The sequence below is a fragment of the Shewanella submarina genome, from assembly GCF_042646185.1.
In the GTDB taxonomy this organism is placed as follows: domain Bacteria; phylum Pseudomonadota; class Gammaproteobacteria; order Enterobacterales; family Shewanellaceae; genus Shewanella; species Shewanella corallii.
Genome location: NZ_JBHRTD010000006.1, coordinates 319,412 through 334,491, shown reverse-complemented (window position 1 = coordinate 334,491; position 15,080 = coordinate 319,412). Strand labels below are relative to the sequence as shown.

11 protein-coding genes are annotated in these 15,080 nt (G+C 50.4%); 8 read left to right on the top strand and 3 right to left on the bottom strand.

Annotated features, from left to right (window positions below):
* Nucleotides 1-108 precede the first annotated feature (108 nt).
* A complete protein-coding gene (locus ACFOE0_RS04450; RefSeq protein WP_248935279.1) occupies nucleotides 109-1,917 on the bottom strand; it encodes a DUF885 domain-containing protein in 1,809 nt (602 codons plus the stop codon).
* A gap of 215 nt (nucleotides 1,918-2,132) precedes the next feature.
* Here ACFOE0_RS04450 and ACFOE0_RS04445 point away from each other — a divergent pair, with 215 nt between their 5' ends.
* From ACFOE0_RS04445 to ACFOE0_RS04415, 7 genes are all read left to right on the top strand, one after another.
* Nucleotides 2,133-4,340, top strand: a complete 2,208-nt coding sequence (locus tag ACFOE0_RS04445) for a hypothetical protein (protein ID WP_248935280.1) — start codon at nucleotides 2,133-2,135, stop codon at nucleotides 4,338-4,340.
* A gap of 161 nt (nucleotides 4,341-4,501) precedes the next feature.
* Entirely contained in the window at nucleotides 4,502-5,104 is a 603-nt protein-coding gene (locus ACFOE0_RS04440) for a cysteine hydrolase (RefSeq protein WP_248935281.1), read from the top strand.
* Nucleotides 5,105-6,850: a putative bifunctional diguanylate cyclase/phosphodiesterase gene (locus tag ACFOE0_RS04435; protein ID WP_248935282.1), complete on the top strand. Its 1,746-nt coding sequence runs from the start codon at nucleotides 5,105-5,107 to the stop codon at nucleotides 6,848-6,850.
* Between the two features lie 63 nt (nucleotides 6,851-6,913).
* Nucleotides 6,914-7,336, top strand: coding sequence for a BLUF domain-containing protein (locus ACFOE0_RS04430; protein WP_248935283.1), 423 nt, complete (start codon nucleotides 6,914-6,916; stop codon nucleotides 7,334-7,336).
* A gap of 163 nt (nucleotides 7,337-7,499) precedes the next feature.
* Nucleotides 7,500-7,964, top strand: coding sequence for a DNA polymerase III subunit chi (locus tag ACFOE0_RS04425; protein ID WP_248935284.1), 465 nt, complete (start codon nucleotides 7,500-7,502; stop codon nucleotides 7,962-7,964).
* Nucleotides 7,965-7,979: 15 nt separating this feature from the next.
* Nucleotides 7,980-10,841 (top strand): valine--tRNA ligase, encoded by a 2,862-nt coding sequence (locus ACFOE0_RS04420; protein ID WP_248935285.1) that lies wholly within the window; start codon nucleotides 7,980-7,982, stop codon nucleotides 10,839-10,841.
* Nucleotides 10,842-11,178: 337 nt separating this feature from the next.
* Entirely contained in the window at nucleotides 11,179-12,480 is a 1,302-nt protein-coding gene (locus tag ACFOE0_RS04415; RefSeq protein WP_248935286.1) for an NAD(P)/FAD-dependent oxidoreductase, read from the top strand.
* Nucleotides 12,481-12,555: 75 nt separating this feature from the next.
* On the opposite strand, the gene ACFOE0_RS04410 is transcribed toward ACFOE0_RS04415, so the two are convergent.
* The gene (locus tag ACFOE0_RS04410; protein ID WP_115136054.1) at nucleotides 12,556-13,110 is read right to left on the bottom strand and encodes a DUF3016 domain-containing protein; all 555 of its coding nucleotides are present in this window, start codon (nucleotides 13,108-13,110) and stop codon (nucleotides 12,556-12,558) included.
* Between the two features lie 233 nt (nucleotides 13,111-13,343).
* The gene (gene ubiT, locus ACFOE0_RS04405) at nucleotides 13,344-13,874 is read right to left on the bottom strand and encodes a ubiquinone anaerobic biosynthesis accessory factor UbiT (RefSeq protein WP_248935287.1); all 531 of its coding nucleotides are present in this window, start codon (nucleotides 13,872-13,874) and stop codon (nucleotides 13,344-13,346) included.
* A gap of 193 nt (nucleotides 13,875-14,067) precedes the next feature.
* On the opposite strand from ubiT, the gene ubiU reads away from it, so the two are divergent.
* Complete coding sequence (gene ubiU / locus ACFOE0_RS04400; protein WP_248935288.1) at nucleotides 14,068-15,069, top strand: ubiquinone anaerobic biosynthesis protein UbiU; 1,002 nt, start codon at nucleotides 14,068-14,070, stop codon at nucleotides 15,067-15,069.
* Nucleotides 15,070-15,080 lie beyond the last annotated feature (11 nt).

Here is a 15,080-nt window from a genome sequence, read left to right as displayed (position 1 = left end):
TTTTGTTAATCAGCTCACCTTTATATCGCCAGACTTAGCCCACAGCTCACAAAAAAAGAGCGGCCTGAGCCGCCCTTTCAATCAACCTGTTGGCTATAGAGTCTCAGATTATTGAGCCCCTGCAATATAGGCATCCACCTGCTGCTCAAGTATCGCCAGTGGCATGGCACCATTCTTCAGCACCACATCATGGAACGCCTTGATATCAAACTTATCGGCCAGTTGCTCCTGCGCCTTCTGTCTGAGCTCTATCAGTTTGAGCATGCCTGTCTTATATGCTGTGGCCTGCCCCGGCATCACAATGTAACGCTCAATCTCTACCACCACATCAGACATGGCCATACCTGTATTGGCCGCCATATAGTCTATGGCCTCTTCCCGGGTCCAGCGCTTGTAATGTAAACCTGTGTCCACCACAAGGCGCACGGCACGGAACAACTCAGCCTGCAAACGACCCAGGTTATCCAGAGGATTTTGCTGGAAGCCAGCCTCCCAGGCTAATTGCTCTGAATACAGCGCCCAACCCTCAGAATAGACAGTAAAGGGCAGCATGGTTCTGAAGGTCGGCAGCCCTTCCAACTCGCGCTGAATGCCTATCTGAAAGTGATGACCCGGTACAGCTTCATGATACGCCAGAGTACGCATGCCATATTTTGGTGTGGCCTTTATGTCATAAAGATTGGCGTAGAAGATGCCAGGCTTGGAGCCATCCATAGATGGGCCATTGTAGTACGCACCCGGAGAGGTCTTCTCCTTAAACAGCGGGATACGTTTTACTTCCACCGGGGCTTTTGGCTTAACCGCAAACCAATCCCCCAATCCAGTATCTATCTCAGCAATCATGGTAGTGTAATCATCCAGGATCTGCTGACGCCCGGCGTCGCTGTCTTCGTAATAGAACCTGTCATCTTCCGCCAGCTCTGCCATGGCGACAGTAAAACCTTCGGACACCTTATAACCTTCAGCTTCCAGAATACCCAGCATCTGCGCCTGAATACGGGCAACTTCGGCTACACCAATATCGTGGATGGTAGCAGCGTCCATATCTGTGGTGGTGTGGTGCCTTAGCATATAGGCGTAAAACTCATCACCATCGGGCAACTTCCAAACTCCATCGTCATTGGTGGATTTAGGACGCAGCGCCGTGTAGTAATCAATAAACCCCTGATAGGCAGGCCTGACATCAGATTCAAACACAGCTTTGGCCTGTGCCAGTATCTCATCCCTCTGCTCAGGGCTGATCTCATCCACCTCAGCCATTTTTTCCTGCAGCGAGCTATAGAGAATATTCTCCTCCACCGGTGTATCAATAAAGCCCTGCATTTCTGCCAGCACTTTATCTATCACAAAGGTGGGCGGAATAATTCCCAGAGACTCTCTGTGCTTAAGCCCTTCACCGATCTGGGCAAACTTCTCGTCCACCTTGCTCAATCGGGCAACATAATCTTCAGCATCTCTCAGCTCAGTGATCTGGTGCGCCGACTCCATAAAGGAGGGAAACCCACTTTGAACACCGAACAATTGATTCAATGGATAATTATGAAACTGCCACCTCTCGCCCTCGGCCATATCGTTAAGGAAAAATAGCAAAATTGCCTTGGAGAGCTGCTGCGACTCAGTTAAGTCCGCATCATCGTAAGACTCAAGGGTTATGATTTCCTGCTTAAGGTCTTCAAATCCCTGTTGCTGAGACGCCATTGAGGCATCATCCAGATCATCCTGATGGTATTTGATCCCCATAGGTTCCAGCATGCGGATCTGGCTCAGCATCTCTGGGCTGTCGAGAGCAAACTCTAAAAATACACGCTCAAAATAATGGTTAATACTGAACGGCTTAAACCAAATCAGATTCACGACAAATAGAGTGATAACAGTCAATACAACAAGAAGTGACCATTTAAGGGTTTTTAGTATCATGGCGCACCCGCATGGTTGATAAATATCTGATTCAGAAAGATGACACAGGGCTAAGCGGATTAGAACCAAATAAGGTTAAATAAATGTAAGCAGACACTTGGGTGCTAGTACTCTGCAAGATTTGCAACCCAAATGGCTTATACAATTTGAAGTGTAAAACTTACACAATGCGCACTTGTAGTCATCAAGCCACGAGGGAAAAAGGGATTCTGGTTATGCGTTTGCCACTGTTTACTTTGCTGTCATTACTATTATCCCTGTCTTTGCTGGCAGGCTGTAGCCCCAAACCCGATGCACATGTCAATTTCACCGCTCTACCCGGCGACAGCCAAACCTATCAGCTTTATTACGCTGAACGGGAGTTTCTGGGAGAGCGGTCAGATGATCCGCAACTGAAAAACAGAGCTCATGGCGTAGTCACATACACTTTGACACAGCAAACGGCCGACACCCTGGTTTTCGAGGTATCCCCTCAGCTACTTCAAGCCCGGCTTCAGAGCACTTACCTGGCAATCAATACCCGTGATAATAAAGGGTTTGGTAAGGATCTTGGCGACTATTTTCTTGCAGGCTTTACCCTGACCTTAAATAAACACACAGGCAAGGTACTGGAATTTGTCGCCAGAGGACCAATGCCGGACCATCCGGATCTGACCGATAGTGGACGAAAGCAGCTGGCAATCAATATCGCCTTTGGCCATAAAATCCTGTCTGCCGTGCCTCTTCTCAATAACTCTGATGCAAATATAGATAAGGCGGCCAGATCAAGCCACTACCGTCCCAGTAGTGCAAGGGTCGTTGCCTACACGAATGACTATCTGGTGGTATCACAACAAAGACCAACGGGCTCCCGAGTCCACTACCACTATGGAGAATGGCGGGTAAACAGGGCTAACGGTTGGATACAGGCAAGTGCCAATATCAACCTTGAAGAGCTGGCCATGGGCCAGCGAAAAATCAGTACTCACATTACCGCCCCCATCGATGGCCCATCTATATTTCCGGGTTTTTTCCCCCATAAAGCGTTGGAAAGCCAGTTTCTCGACAGTGAGCCTGTGCCCGGTAACGACGCAACCGGGATGTCATCACTCAGCTTTGAACAGTTGCCTCATACCAAAGGGGTATGGGGCTCTAATCCATACTCCCAAAGAGGAAGCCTGCAGTTTGTACACGGATTCGCCTCCAGACCTTTGGTCGGTAGACTCACTCTCACTGATGTAACGCCTTTGGATGAAAAGCAGCAGCCACTGCCATTGGAAACCATCGCCCTGCCGGCGAATGCAAACCGATTTTATGGCGGCATCATTCGTTCAGATACAGACCTGCTTACCCTCTCAAGGACGTCAGAAGATACCTCACAGAGTGTGGCTGGCTACCGCGCCAAGGCGACTTTCATCCCAGGGTCAGTGACAAGCCACAGCATAGATTTCGATGATCTGCTTGGTGATACAGAAAAGATTGAAGACACCCGGGTCAAGCTGAATCAGGAGTATGAAAAATACATTGTCACGATTCAGCAAACAGAAAATCAGGAGTTACAGTTGCTGCAGACCGGACTTAAGGGAAAGTACTTTGCCTTGCCCTCTCCACCTGAGGGTATGCCAAACTGGCTACCTTTCTGGGAGGGTGGCCTGATGGCAGGAGTCAGGACACCGGGTTTCGCCGGGCTGAGGTACCAGATTGAATTTGATGAGCTGCCCAAGCAGCTGCACTTTGCCCATATCGCCCTTGATAACCGGCAACAGGCTTCCAGCTCACCCAGGGAGCTGACCTTTATGCTAAACAGGGACTATCAGTATGAGCCCAAACTGCCCCCGATAAAAAGAGAGCGCAGATTCTACAGCCAATATGGCAGGCTGATCCCACATCAAGCTGAACGTCAGGCCACCAGTGTTGCCAAAATCCATCCCTACATTGATTACGACTATCTGGCCATGGATATGAGCACGCCGCTTACCAGCATCTGTACACCACAAATTGAAGGCAAACCGGAACAAATTATCGAGCGGGTGTACGGTAACTATTACGCTCAGGGAAGTATCTACTACGAACTGCCCATCGCAGACATGCCCGATAAAGAGTTTATCATAGTGGTTCACTGCGAAGGCGAGCTTAGCAGCAAGCGATACCCAGTGCCGGATACCGACACCCCCTGGCTGGTCGATGTCTCGGCCTGGATCAAACCTGAGCTGTTGGATAAAGCCTATTATGGGTTTACCGACCGCATGGAGTTTCTTGATGCCGCTGGCGAGCCACTGCAGTTAAGAGGCGTAAAACCCGTTAACAATCGACCATTAACGCTCCGCGAACTCCTGGTGCAAGGCCGATATATCAGTGTCTATGGTGATGCTGATGAAGTTGTACTGTTTCAGCCAAGCGGCGACTCTGTGACACGCAAATTTGCCATCGACCCAACGCGCTGAAAACCCATTGTCCTGACGTCTAATCAGTCCAGGTAAATCCCTTGCCCAGTCGAACGGGTGACTGTCCGCATCTTGTCTATACTTGAGGAGGGGAAACTCCCCCGCCAGGCCAGGGCGCATCCCGCCGCCCTTAACTTGAATTCAAGCAAATGGGAAATGTCATGGATCTCAAACATACCGCCCTGATCCTTATCGGCTATCAAAACGACTATTTCGCCAACGACGGCATACTGCACGGCGCACTGGAAAACTCAGAGCAAGTCGGGTTGATCCTTAACAACTCTATGACCTTCATTAAAAAGCTGCTGCCGACGCCGGCCCAGGTGGTATTGACACCCATTATCTTTACGCCCGACTACTCTGAACTCAGTGACCCCATTGGCATTTTAAAAATCATCAAAGAGAACGGCGCATTCAAGTCCGGGCAGCCAGGTGCTGAAACCATCAATGAGTTAAAGGAACTGGGCGATGAGATCCTGACCCTGCCCGGCAAACGCGGGCTCAGTTGCTTTTCCAATACAGAGTTGCATCAAATTCTGAAGGAAAACCAGATTACCGATGTGATTATTGCCGGTGCGGTAACCTCGCTTTGCATCGACAGCGCCGGACGGGAAGCTGCAGAACTGGGCTACCGGGTGACCATACTCTCTGACTGCACTGTGGCCAGGACCAACTTTGAGCAGGATTATTACCTGAAAGAGATTATGCCCATGTATGCCAATGTCGGTAGTTCCGGAGAGATAGCTACCCAGCTGGGCCTCTGAATGCAAAGCAAACTCTCGGGACCTACTCCCGGCGAACTGCTGTCGCAGGCTCAGAATAAGTTAATCGAGAATCTGCAGGCTTCGGAAAAGCGCTATCAGGATCTGGTGGGGCATCTGAGGGATGTGGTGTTTCATCTGGATCTGAACCTGAAGTGGACCTTTTTAAACCAGGCCTGGTTCACTCTGACCGGATTCACTGTGGGTGAGTCTCTTGGTCGGGAGTTTGGCCTGGGAGTTGACCCCGACGATGCCGCCAGGTGTTCCATGGGCTTTTCCGACCTGCTATCTGAAGTCAAAAAAGAGATCACCGAGGAGATCCGCTTTTACCACTCGGATGGCGACTGCCGCGTATTCGAGTTATCAGCCAGAGCAGTCAGAGATGAGACAGGCCAATATGCCGGCTTTGCAGGCATATTGTCTGATATCACCGCCCGGGTGGAGGCAGAAAACAAGATCACCTTTATGGCCTACCATGACGCACTGACTGGCGTTGCCAACCGCAGATTGCTGATGGAACATTTAGGCCGGGAACTGACTGGCGCAAGACCTTCATGTGCAGCGCTCATCTATATCGATCTGGACAACTTTAAACAGGTCAATGACCACCATGGTCACGGTGTTGGTGATCAACTCCTTTACGAAGTCAGTCAGGCCCTTAGAGAATATGCACCCAATAACTCAGATCTGGTCGCCAGAATGGGTGGGGATGAATTTGTCATATTTCTTTCGGGTCTGGATCCCGACAATCCGCGAAACGAACTGATAGAGATCACAGAGAATATTCGTAAACGGCTGAATAAACCCGTTCTTCTGGGATATCTGACAACTCAAATTACCAGCAGTATTGGCGTAGTCATGTTGGACAAGCCCAATATTCAGTACTCAGAGATATTTAAATTCGCCGATGCAGCCCTGTATTGCGCCAAACACGCAGGCAAGAACCAGGTGCGCTTTTATGATGATGAACTTGAGCAAAGTGAACGTTTACGCCAACAACTTGAAGTTGAACTGGCTGATGCCATCCGGCGACAGGAATTTATACTCTACTTTCAACCCCAGACAGATAAAACCGGCAAACAGATAACCAAGGCCGAAGCCCTGTTACGCTGGCATCATCCTCAAAAAGGGGTCGTCCCCCCCAGGGAGTTTATTCCCCACCTGGAAGAGTATGGCTTAATTATCCCTGTGGGTAATTGGATCCTTGAAGAGAGCTGTCGCCATCTTAAAAAGTGGCAGGAAGCCGGAAACAATAAGCTCTGCCTGTCGGTCAATGTCAGCGCCAACCAGTTTAACCACCCTGATTTTCTTGCGTTCGTTGAACAATGCCTGCGTATCCATAATATCGACGGACACCAGCTCGAATTTGAGCTCACCGAAGGGATAGCGATAGCTGACGTACCAGCAACTATCAGTAAAATGAACACCTTGAAAAGCCTGGGAATACGTATCGCTCTGGATGATTTTGGCACAGGTTACTCATCACTCTCATACTTAAAGCACCTGCCAATCAGTACGCTTAAAATCGACCGTTCTTTTGTGCAGGGCCTGCCCCATGATGGCTATGATGCTGCAATTGTAGAAACCACTATGGTGATGGCCCATCACCTTGGATTAACCGTGGTGGCAGAGGGGGTGGAAAATCGTATTCAACTCGACTTTCTGAAAAAACTGAATTGTCACTTATACCAGGGCTATCTTTTCCATAAGCCAATGGCAGAAGAGGAGTTCAGCAAACTGATCCTCTGAGCCATTTGGGGAGTGGCATGAGTATCTTGCTGTAAGTAGAACTTAACGACAGGAACAGATGCTATGTCAGAGCCTTTGATGCAGGTTGTCTATGTGTCCTGCGCCACCAAACCATTTACCGAGGCCGAACTGGAAAGTCTGCTTACCTCTGTCCGGTTTAACAACCAGCGACTCGGAGTCACTGGTATGCTCCTGTATCGGCAGGGAGATTTCATTCAGGTGTTGGAAGGCCCCGAGACTACAGTCACCGGGTTGTTTCAAAAAATCCTGTCAGACTCCCGTCACTCAGGTGTATTTGAGCTGCTTAGCAAACCTATTGAACAGCGGGAATTTGGCGAATGGAGCATGGGCTTTCGACGCATCGACCAGCAGCATATTCCCGGCTATACAAAAATGATGAACAACCCTGGCGATCAGCGACTTAAAGCCGAAACAGCCAGTCAGGCGCTGGCGCTGATGCGCAACTTTGCCAGCATGAACCGTTAAGTCACTGCAGATGGTGCCCGCTCTTCGTTAAGCCACATTCACAGCTGTTATAAACCACATCGCGATTCCTTGAGGCGATAAGCCGTCAGAGCCTGTTATCACACCGCCAAAAAGTGTAATATCCCCTCCTTATGTCCAATCTCTACAGGGTACAGCTGAGGCCATGAGCCAGGCTATTTTTCATCTACTGCCAGCTGAGCAGACCATGTCCGCTATTGAGCGACTGACACTGACCGCCTGTCAATTGGCGAGTCAGCACTACCGTCAGGGTAATGAGGTCTATATCCACTGTCAGGATAAGACTCAGGCTTATGCCATTGATGAACAACTGTGGCAATTTGATGCCAACAGTTTTGTACCCCATAACCTTAAGGGCGAAGGCCCAATGACCGGCGCACCGGTGGAGATCGGCTTTGACCGAATCGGCCCCAATAAAAAGCGCGCGGTTCTGATTAATCTTGCAGACCAAAGCCCCGCATTTGCGGTAAACTTTGACCAAATTGTCGATTTCGTTGCCAGTGACAACGCCCACAAGGCGATTGCACGTGAACGCTACAAGCAATACCGGACTATGGGCATAGCCCTCAGCACCCGGGATCTGGCAACCGAGCCTCTTAATTTAGTTTGAGAAACGTAAGCTCCCATGGAAAAAACATACAACCCGCAGTCTATTGAACAGGCTCTCTACCAGGTTTGGGAAGAGAAAGGCTATTTCAAACCCCACGGTGACCAGAGCAATGGCAACTATTGCATCATGATCCCGCCACCAAACGTCACCGGCAGTCTGCACATGGGACACGCCTTCCAGGACACCATCATGGACACCCTGATCCGCTATCAGCGCATGAAGGGCAAGAATACCCTGTGGCAGGTTGGTACCGACCACGCAGGTATTGCTACCCAGATGCTGGTTGAGCGTAAGCTGGAAGCCGAAGAAGGCAAGAGCCGCCATGATCTGGGCCGTGACGCCTTTATGGACAAGGTATGGGACTGGAAAGCACAGTCCGGTGGCACCATTACCCGTCAGATGCGTCGTCTGGGCGCCTCAGTAGACTGGGACCGCGAGCGTTTCACCATGGATGAAGGCCTGTCTGCTGCTGTGCAGGAAGTGTTTGTTCGTCTGTATGAAGATGACCTGATCTACCGTGGCAAGCGCCTGGTTAACTGGGATCCTAAGTTGCACACCGCAATTTCCGATCTGGAAGTGGAAAACAAAGAGAAGCAGGGCCACATGTGGCACTTCCGTTATCCACTGGCTGACGGCGCCCTGACTGCCGATGGTAAAGATTACCTGGTGGTGGCGACTACCCGTCCTGAAACAATGCTGGGTGACAGCGCGGTTGCCGTACACCCTGATGACGAGCGTTACCAGTCACTGATCGGTAAAGAGATCATTCTGCCTATCGTTAACCGCCGTATCCCGGTTGTAGCCGACGATTATGTAGACATGGAATTCGGTACCGGCTGCGTGAAAATCACCCCGGCTCACGACTTCAATGACTATGAAGTGGGTAAGCGTCATGCCCTGCCAATGTTCAACATCATGACACTGGACGCCGCTATCCGTGCGACAGCTGAAGTGGTTAACACAGATGGCACCATCAACAACGAACTGGATGCCAGCCTGCCTGAGCGCTATGCCGGTATGGACAGATTCAAAGCCCGTGACGCAGTGGTTACTGAGTTTGAGACCCTGGGTCTGCTGGAAAAAATTGATCCTCACGGACTGAAAGTGCCTTATGGCGACCGTTCCGGTGTGGTGATTGAGCCGCTGCTGACTGACCAGTGGTACGTGGCTGTTAAGCCAATGGCCAAGACTGCGATTGAAGCTGTTGAAAACGGTGATATCAAGTTTGTGCCTCAGCAGTACGAAAACATGTACTTCTCCTGGATGCGTGATATTCAGGACTGGTGTATCTCCCGTCAGCTGTGGTGGGGTCACCGTATCCCTGCATGGTACGACGAAGCAGGCAAGGTATATGTAGGCCGTGATGAAGCGGAAGTACGTGCCAAGCATAAGCTGGGCGCGGATGTGACTCTGCGTCAGGACGATGACGTACTGGATACCTGGTTCTCTTCTGCACTGTGGACCTTCTCCACCCTGGGCTGGCCAGAAAACACTGAAGATCTGAAGACCTTCCACCCAACCGACGTATTGGTGACAGGTTTCGACATCATCTTCTTCTGGGTTGCCCGTATGATCATGATGACCATGCACTTCATCAAAGATGAAGACGGCAAGCCACAGGTGCCATTCAAGACAGTTTATGTGACCGGTCTTATCCGTGACGAACAGGGCAACAAGATGTCCAAGTCCAAGGGTAACGTACTGGATCCATTGGATATGATTGACGGTATCGATCTGGAATCTCTGGTTCAGAAGCGTACCGGCAACATGATGCAGCCTCAGCTGGCCGCCAAGATTGAAAAGAGCACCCGCAAAGAGTTCGCCGAGGGTATCGAAGCCCACGGTACCGATGCGCTGCGCTTTACGCTGGCAGCCATGGCCTCGACTGGCCGTGACATCAACTGGGACATGAAGCGTCTGGACGGTTACCGCAGCTTCTGTAACAAGTTGTGGAACGCCTCTCGCTATGTGTTGATGAACACTGAAGAGCAGGATTGCGGACAGAGCGGCGGCGAGATGGAGCTGTCTCTGGCCGATCGCTGGATTACCGGTCTGTTCAACGAAACCGTTAAGACCTTCGATGACCATATCGCCGCTTACCGTTTCGACCTGGCTGCCAACACTCTGTACGAGTTCACCTGGAACCAGTTCTGTGACTGGTATCTGGAGCTGACCAAGCCAGTATTGAACAATGGTACTGAAGCTCAATTGCGTGGCACACGTCATACGCTGGTCACCATTCTGGAGCAGCTGCAGCGCCTGATGCACCCTCTGATGCCATACATCACTGAGACCATCTGGCACCGTGTTAAACCACTGGCCGGTGTTGAAGGCGAAACCCTGATGCTGATGGGCTTCCCTGAATTTGATGCTGCCAAGGTTGACGCTCAGACAATGGAAGATCTGGAATGGGTGAAGAAGGTGATCGTTGCGGTACGTAACATCCGCGCCGAACTGAACATAGCCCCATCCAAGCCATTGTCTGCCCTGCTGCGTAACGTCAGCGAACAGGACAAGGCCCGTATTGAAGCCAACCAGGCCTTCTTTACCTCTCTGGCCAAGCTGGAGTCCATGACCATTCTGGCTGACGGTGACACTGCACCTATGTCCACCACTCAGCTGGTAGGCGAGATGGAGCTGCTGATCCCTATGGCAGGTCTGATTGACGTGGCCGCCGAGATGGCCCGTATCGACAAGCAGCTGGAGAAGCTGGCACAGGATGCCAAGCGCATCGAAGGCAAGCTGTCCAACGAAGGCTTCGTGGCCAAGGCACCTGCCGCGGTTATCGATAAAGAACGCGCCAAGCTGGCTGAGTTCACCCGTGATATGGACAAGTTGAACGAGCAGAAGGCCGAACTGGCCAAGCTGGAAGGCTAATCAAAATCCATGTCAAAAAGGTCGCCTGCGGGCGGCCTTTTTTATACCTGGATGCAAACGTGTGCTCAAATTTACGCCAACAACCGCAGTCGGCAACTTCCCCTACCAATTACCTGTAAAAAACAAGTCTATCGCAGGAGTGCAAAACTTCTGTAAACACCTCACTATCTCAGGAAACACCAACAAATAGGTGTTAGCACAGATAACCAAGCGTTAAACCACAAGCAGCTCAATTTCAATGACTTTAATCAATAAAACCATATTTTCGGCGTGACTAATTTCTCAATTCAGGGCAATATTTGCGCCAGCTTAAATAGGCATGACTGAGACTGAGTAGATGACGACCAAACTCCCCCGGATTGTAATTGTAGGTGGTGGCGCGGGTGGCCTGGAACTGGCAACCCAGCTTGGACATAAACTGGGCAAAAAAGGCAAAGCCGAGATCTTGCTGGTCGACCGCTCCCGGAGCCACATATGGAAGCCTTTGCTGCACGAAGTAGCAACGGGTTCGCTGGATTCAGATTTGGATGGTGTCGTTTACTCTGTTCATGCGGTGAAGCACGGCTATCAATTTGAGCTGGGTGAATTTTGCGGCTTAAACACTCAGGCCCAGACTATTACCCTGTCAGAACGCTTTGATCACGATGGCCGTCAGCTCCTGCCCCAAAGAGAGATCCATTACGACAAGCTGGTTTTGGCTATCGGTGCAGTCAGCAATGACTTTAATACCCCGGGTGTTAAGCAGCATTGTCATTTCCTGGATACTCACAAGCAAGCGCAGGAGTTCCATGTAGAACTGCTGGACAACTTTACCCGCATGCACCAGTCAGACTCTCAACAGGCGCTGAATATCGCCATTGTCGGTGCAGGAGCAACCGGAGTTGAGCTGTCTGCAGAACTGTACCATGTTGCCGAGCTACTGAAAGGATATGGCCTTGGCAAAATGACCAGAGATAAGCTGAAAATCTCCCTGATTGAAGCCGGTCCACGTATTTTGCCTGCACTGCCAGAGCGCCTCTCTGCCTCAGCTCGCAAAGAGCTGAGTCTGCTGGGTGTCGAAGTGATGGAAAATACCCGCATCAGTGAGGCGACAGCCGAGGGATTTGTCACCAGCGAAGGCCAACTGATTAAAGCGGACATGATGTTGTGGGCTGCTGGCGTAAAAGCTCCGGATATCCTGACCCAGATAGAAGGTATCGAGCTGAATCGTGCCAATCAGATTCTGGTGGATACTCAGCTGAAGATGAAAGGCAGTGATAATGTGTTTGTATTGGGCGACTGTTGTGGCTTTATGCAGGAAAATGGTCAGTGGGTTCCGCCAAGAGCTCAATCAGCCCATCAGATGGCGCAGCTGCTGGAGCACAATATTCCTGCTGAGCTCAATGGCAAACCACTGAAGAGCTATCACTACCATGACCATGGCTCTCTGGTGAACCTGTCACGTTACAGCACAGTTGGCAGCCTCATGGGTAACCTGAGCAAGAACAGCATGTTTATTGAAGGCAAAATTGCCCGCTTGATGTACATCTCCCTGTATCGTATGCACCAATTGGCGATTCATGGTTATGCACGCAGTTTCGCCCTGTTTATTGCAGAGCGATTGCTCAAAGCGGTTCGCCCTCGCATGAAACTGCATTGATGCCGACGATAATCAGAGACAAAAAAACAGGTGGCCATGGCCACCTGTTTTGTCTTGTATTGTCTGAAATACGGCTTACTTCTTTGCCAGCGCAGGCTCAATGGTCTCTTTAAACCACTTGGTCAGAATTCGGCGCTCGTAAGGGAAAGGGTCACTGGTAATAGGCTGAATGCCGAACAGGAAGCTCATATCATTGATGTTCTCACTGCCCTGCTTCACGACTCTGCCATTTTGCTTGAGCACATAATCAAAGGCGATACGTGGAGGGTAGAGATCCGATACCACGCGCACATCGTCAGGACCTGCACCAAATGTAGGTTGAACATCGCCCGCCAGATCCACATTAGTCACCATCAAATCCAACTGCATATCTTTGCCAAGATGCTCATTGGCTTCCTGACCGAGTTCATCTGTCAGCTCGGTGAACAGGTACTTTTCAAACTTGGATTGCAACCAAACAGTAGATTCGATGTCGCTGTATTTTGCCGGATCCTTCCAGACAATATAGACATTACCGTCACGGGTGAGAAAGTTTTCGACTGGGGCATCTTTGCCATTGTCAGAAGTGGAAGTACAACCGCCAACTGCAGCGGCTAAAACAAGACTCGACAGCACATATCTATATTTCATTTTTAGCTCCTTAAGCCAAATATTCACATAACCACATGCAAAGTGTCAGGAGTAAGCTCACTCAAATTTGATCACTTTTCAAGCAGTTTTAAGGCAAATATACCACTTAAAGAGTAAGGTTAAGTCGATAAATTCACTATATTTAAAAGACTTAACCTTAAATATCAGCAGATAACAAAATTTCAGCAGTTCATCAAATGAATTTGTCGATAATTTTGAATATACATTAATGCCTAATGCACTGGCGTGGCTTCCGGTCTCGCAGCAAGTTGCTGCAGCTGCTGCAACGTAATGGCCAACTTCTGTACCGACACCCGGACCGGCGCAGGCAGAGCATCAAACTCAACGCTCAACAGCAGGTTCTTCACTTCAAGACCCAACTCAGTGTCCCCTTCAATACTCAGGCGGCGCTGGAAAAACAGAGTATCGGGATCTTCTTTACCGGCGACGACCAGCAGCAACTCCTGAGACGGTGCCCGAAAACACACTTCAGCGGCGGAAGCTTCGAAAGGTGAGATATGCCAGCCATGGTCATAGCTGACCAGAAATTCCAGTTGCAGATCGGAAATCTGAATCGCCACCTGTCGGCCAGCCAAAAACTCCAGTTCGCCATCCTTTTCCTGTTCGGCCAGCACCTGCTGCAGCATCTGCCTAATCAACTGTGATTTGACTGCAAAAGGTACCAATGCCAGAGGTTTGGCCGCCAGCTTCGGCGCCCACTCAAGAAATCGTTTCGCCACTCCGGCCTTTAGCCCTGTCGCCATAAATATCTATCCCTTATTTCTAATCGTATGATTTAAATACAGATCAGAGAATTCTAACTGAGCTTTCAAAGCCGAAACCTGTTTTACGTCAATTCCTGAATCACAAAACCCCCCTACACTCGGACAGCAATCACAGAATCACAATTGTTGATGTGGTCTTGGTACAAACTATGACCACAGGGAGTTACACCTTATGGAACTGCTGTGTCCAGCCGGAAATCTGGCATCTCTCAAAACCGCTATCAATGCCGGTGCAGATGCTATTTATCTGGGTCTGAAAGATGACACCAATGCCCGCTCGTTCGCCGGCCTCAATTTTACCCCGGCCAAGCTGGCAGAAGCGGCACGCTATACCCACTCTCAGGGGCGCAAGATATTTTTAACCCTGAATACTTTTCCCAAGCCCGGTGAAGAAGACCGTTGGTATCGTGCGGTTGACTTAGCCGCTCAGGCCGAAGTTGATGCCCTGATTGTGGCTGACATCTCACTGCTGGAATACGCCAGCAATCGTTACCCCCATATTCCACTTCACCTGTCAGTTCAGGCCAGCGCCACCAGCGCCAAAGCACTGCAGTTTTACAAACAGGCATTCAATATTGAACGTGCAGTGCTGCCCAGAGTGTTGTCGATGAAACAGGTCAGGGATCTGGCCAAAGAGCAGGTTGTCGACCTGGAGGTATTTGCCTTTGGCAGCCTGTGCATTATGGCCGAGGGCCGTTGCCACCTATCCTCCTGGGTAACAGGCCAGTCCCCCAATACAGGTGGTTCCTGTTCCCCGGCTAAGTATGTGCGTTGGCAAGAGTGTGGCAATGAACGCCACACCCGCCTCAATGAGGTCCTGATTGATAAATCCAGTCTGGATGAACAGATGGGGTACCCGGTTGTGTGTAAAGGCCGTTACTGCACAAAGCAGGAGCAACAGGGAAGCTTCTTACTGGAGTCCCCCACCAGTCTCAATACGCTCAGCCTGCTGCCAGAGCTGCACCAGGCTGGAATTACGTCGCTTAAAATCGAAGGCCGCCAGCGTAGCCCGGCTTATGTCGAACAGGTTACCCGGGTATGGCGCCAGGCCATTGATACTTTGTTGAACAATCCACAGGAGTTCAATGTGCGCAGAGATTGGGATCAGGCGCTGGCCAAGGTATCTGAGGGGCAAATCACTACCCTGGGTGCCTACGAGCGGGCCTGGCAGTAAGGAAATAAAAT

What these genes read in the sequence shown, in the direction of transcription:
- ACFOE0_RS04450 (WP_248935279.1), bottom strand. Translation starts at nt 1,917, where the DNA reads ATGATACTAAAAACCCTTAAATGGTCACTTCTTGTTGTATTGACTGTT.
- ACFOE0_RS04445 (WP_248935280.1), top strand. Translation starts at nt 2,133, where the DNA reads ATGCGTTTGCCACTGTTTACTTTGCTGTCATTACTATTATCCCTGTCT.
- ACFOE0_RS04440 (WP_248935281.1), top strand. Translation starts at nt 4,502, where the DNA reads ATGGATCTCAAACATACCGCCCTGATCCTTATCGGCTATCAAAACGAC.
- ACFOE0_RS04435 (WP_248935282.1), top strand. Translation starts at nt 5,105, where the DNA reads ATGCAAAGCAAACTCTCGGGACCTACTCCCGGCGAACTGCTGTCGCAG.
- ACFOE0_RS04430 (WP_248935283.1), top strand. Translation starts at nt 6,914, where the DNA reads ATGTCAGAGCCTTTGATGCAGGTTGTCTATGTGTCCTGCGCCACCAAA.
- ACFOE0_RS04425 (WP_248935284.1), top strand. Translation starts at nt 7,500, where the DNA reads ATGAGCCAGGCTATTTTTCATCTACTGCCAGCTGAGCAGACCATGTCC.
- ACFOE0_RS04420 (WP_248935285.1), top strand. Translation starts at nt 7,980, where the DNA reads ATGGAAAAAACATACAACCCGCAGTCTATTGAACAGGCTCTCTACCAG.
- ACFOE0_RS04415 (WP_248935286.1), top strand. Translation starts at nt 11,179, where the DNA reads ATGACGACCAAACTCCCCCGGATTGTAATTGTAGGTGGTGGCGCGGGT.
- ACFOE0_RS04410 (WP_115136054.1), bottom strand. Translation starts at nt 13,110, where the DNA reads ATGAAATATAGATATGTGCTGTCGAGTCTTGTTTTAGCCGCTGCAGTT.
- ubiT (WP_248935287.1), bottom strand. Translation starts at nt 13,874, where the DNA reads ATGGCGACAGGGCTAAAGGCCGGAGTGGCGAAACGATTTCTTGAGTGG.
- ubiU (WP_248935288.1), top strand. Translation starts at nt 14,068, where the DNA reads ATGGAACTGCTGTGTCCAGCCGGAAATCTGGCATCTCTCAAAACCGCT.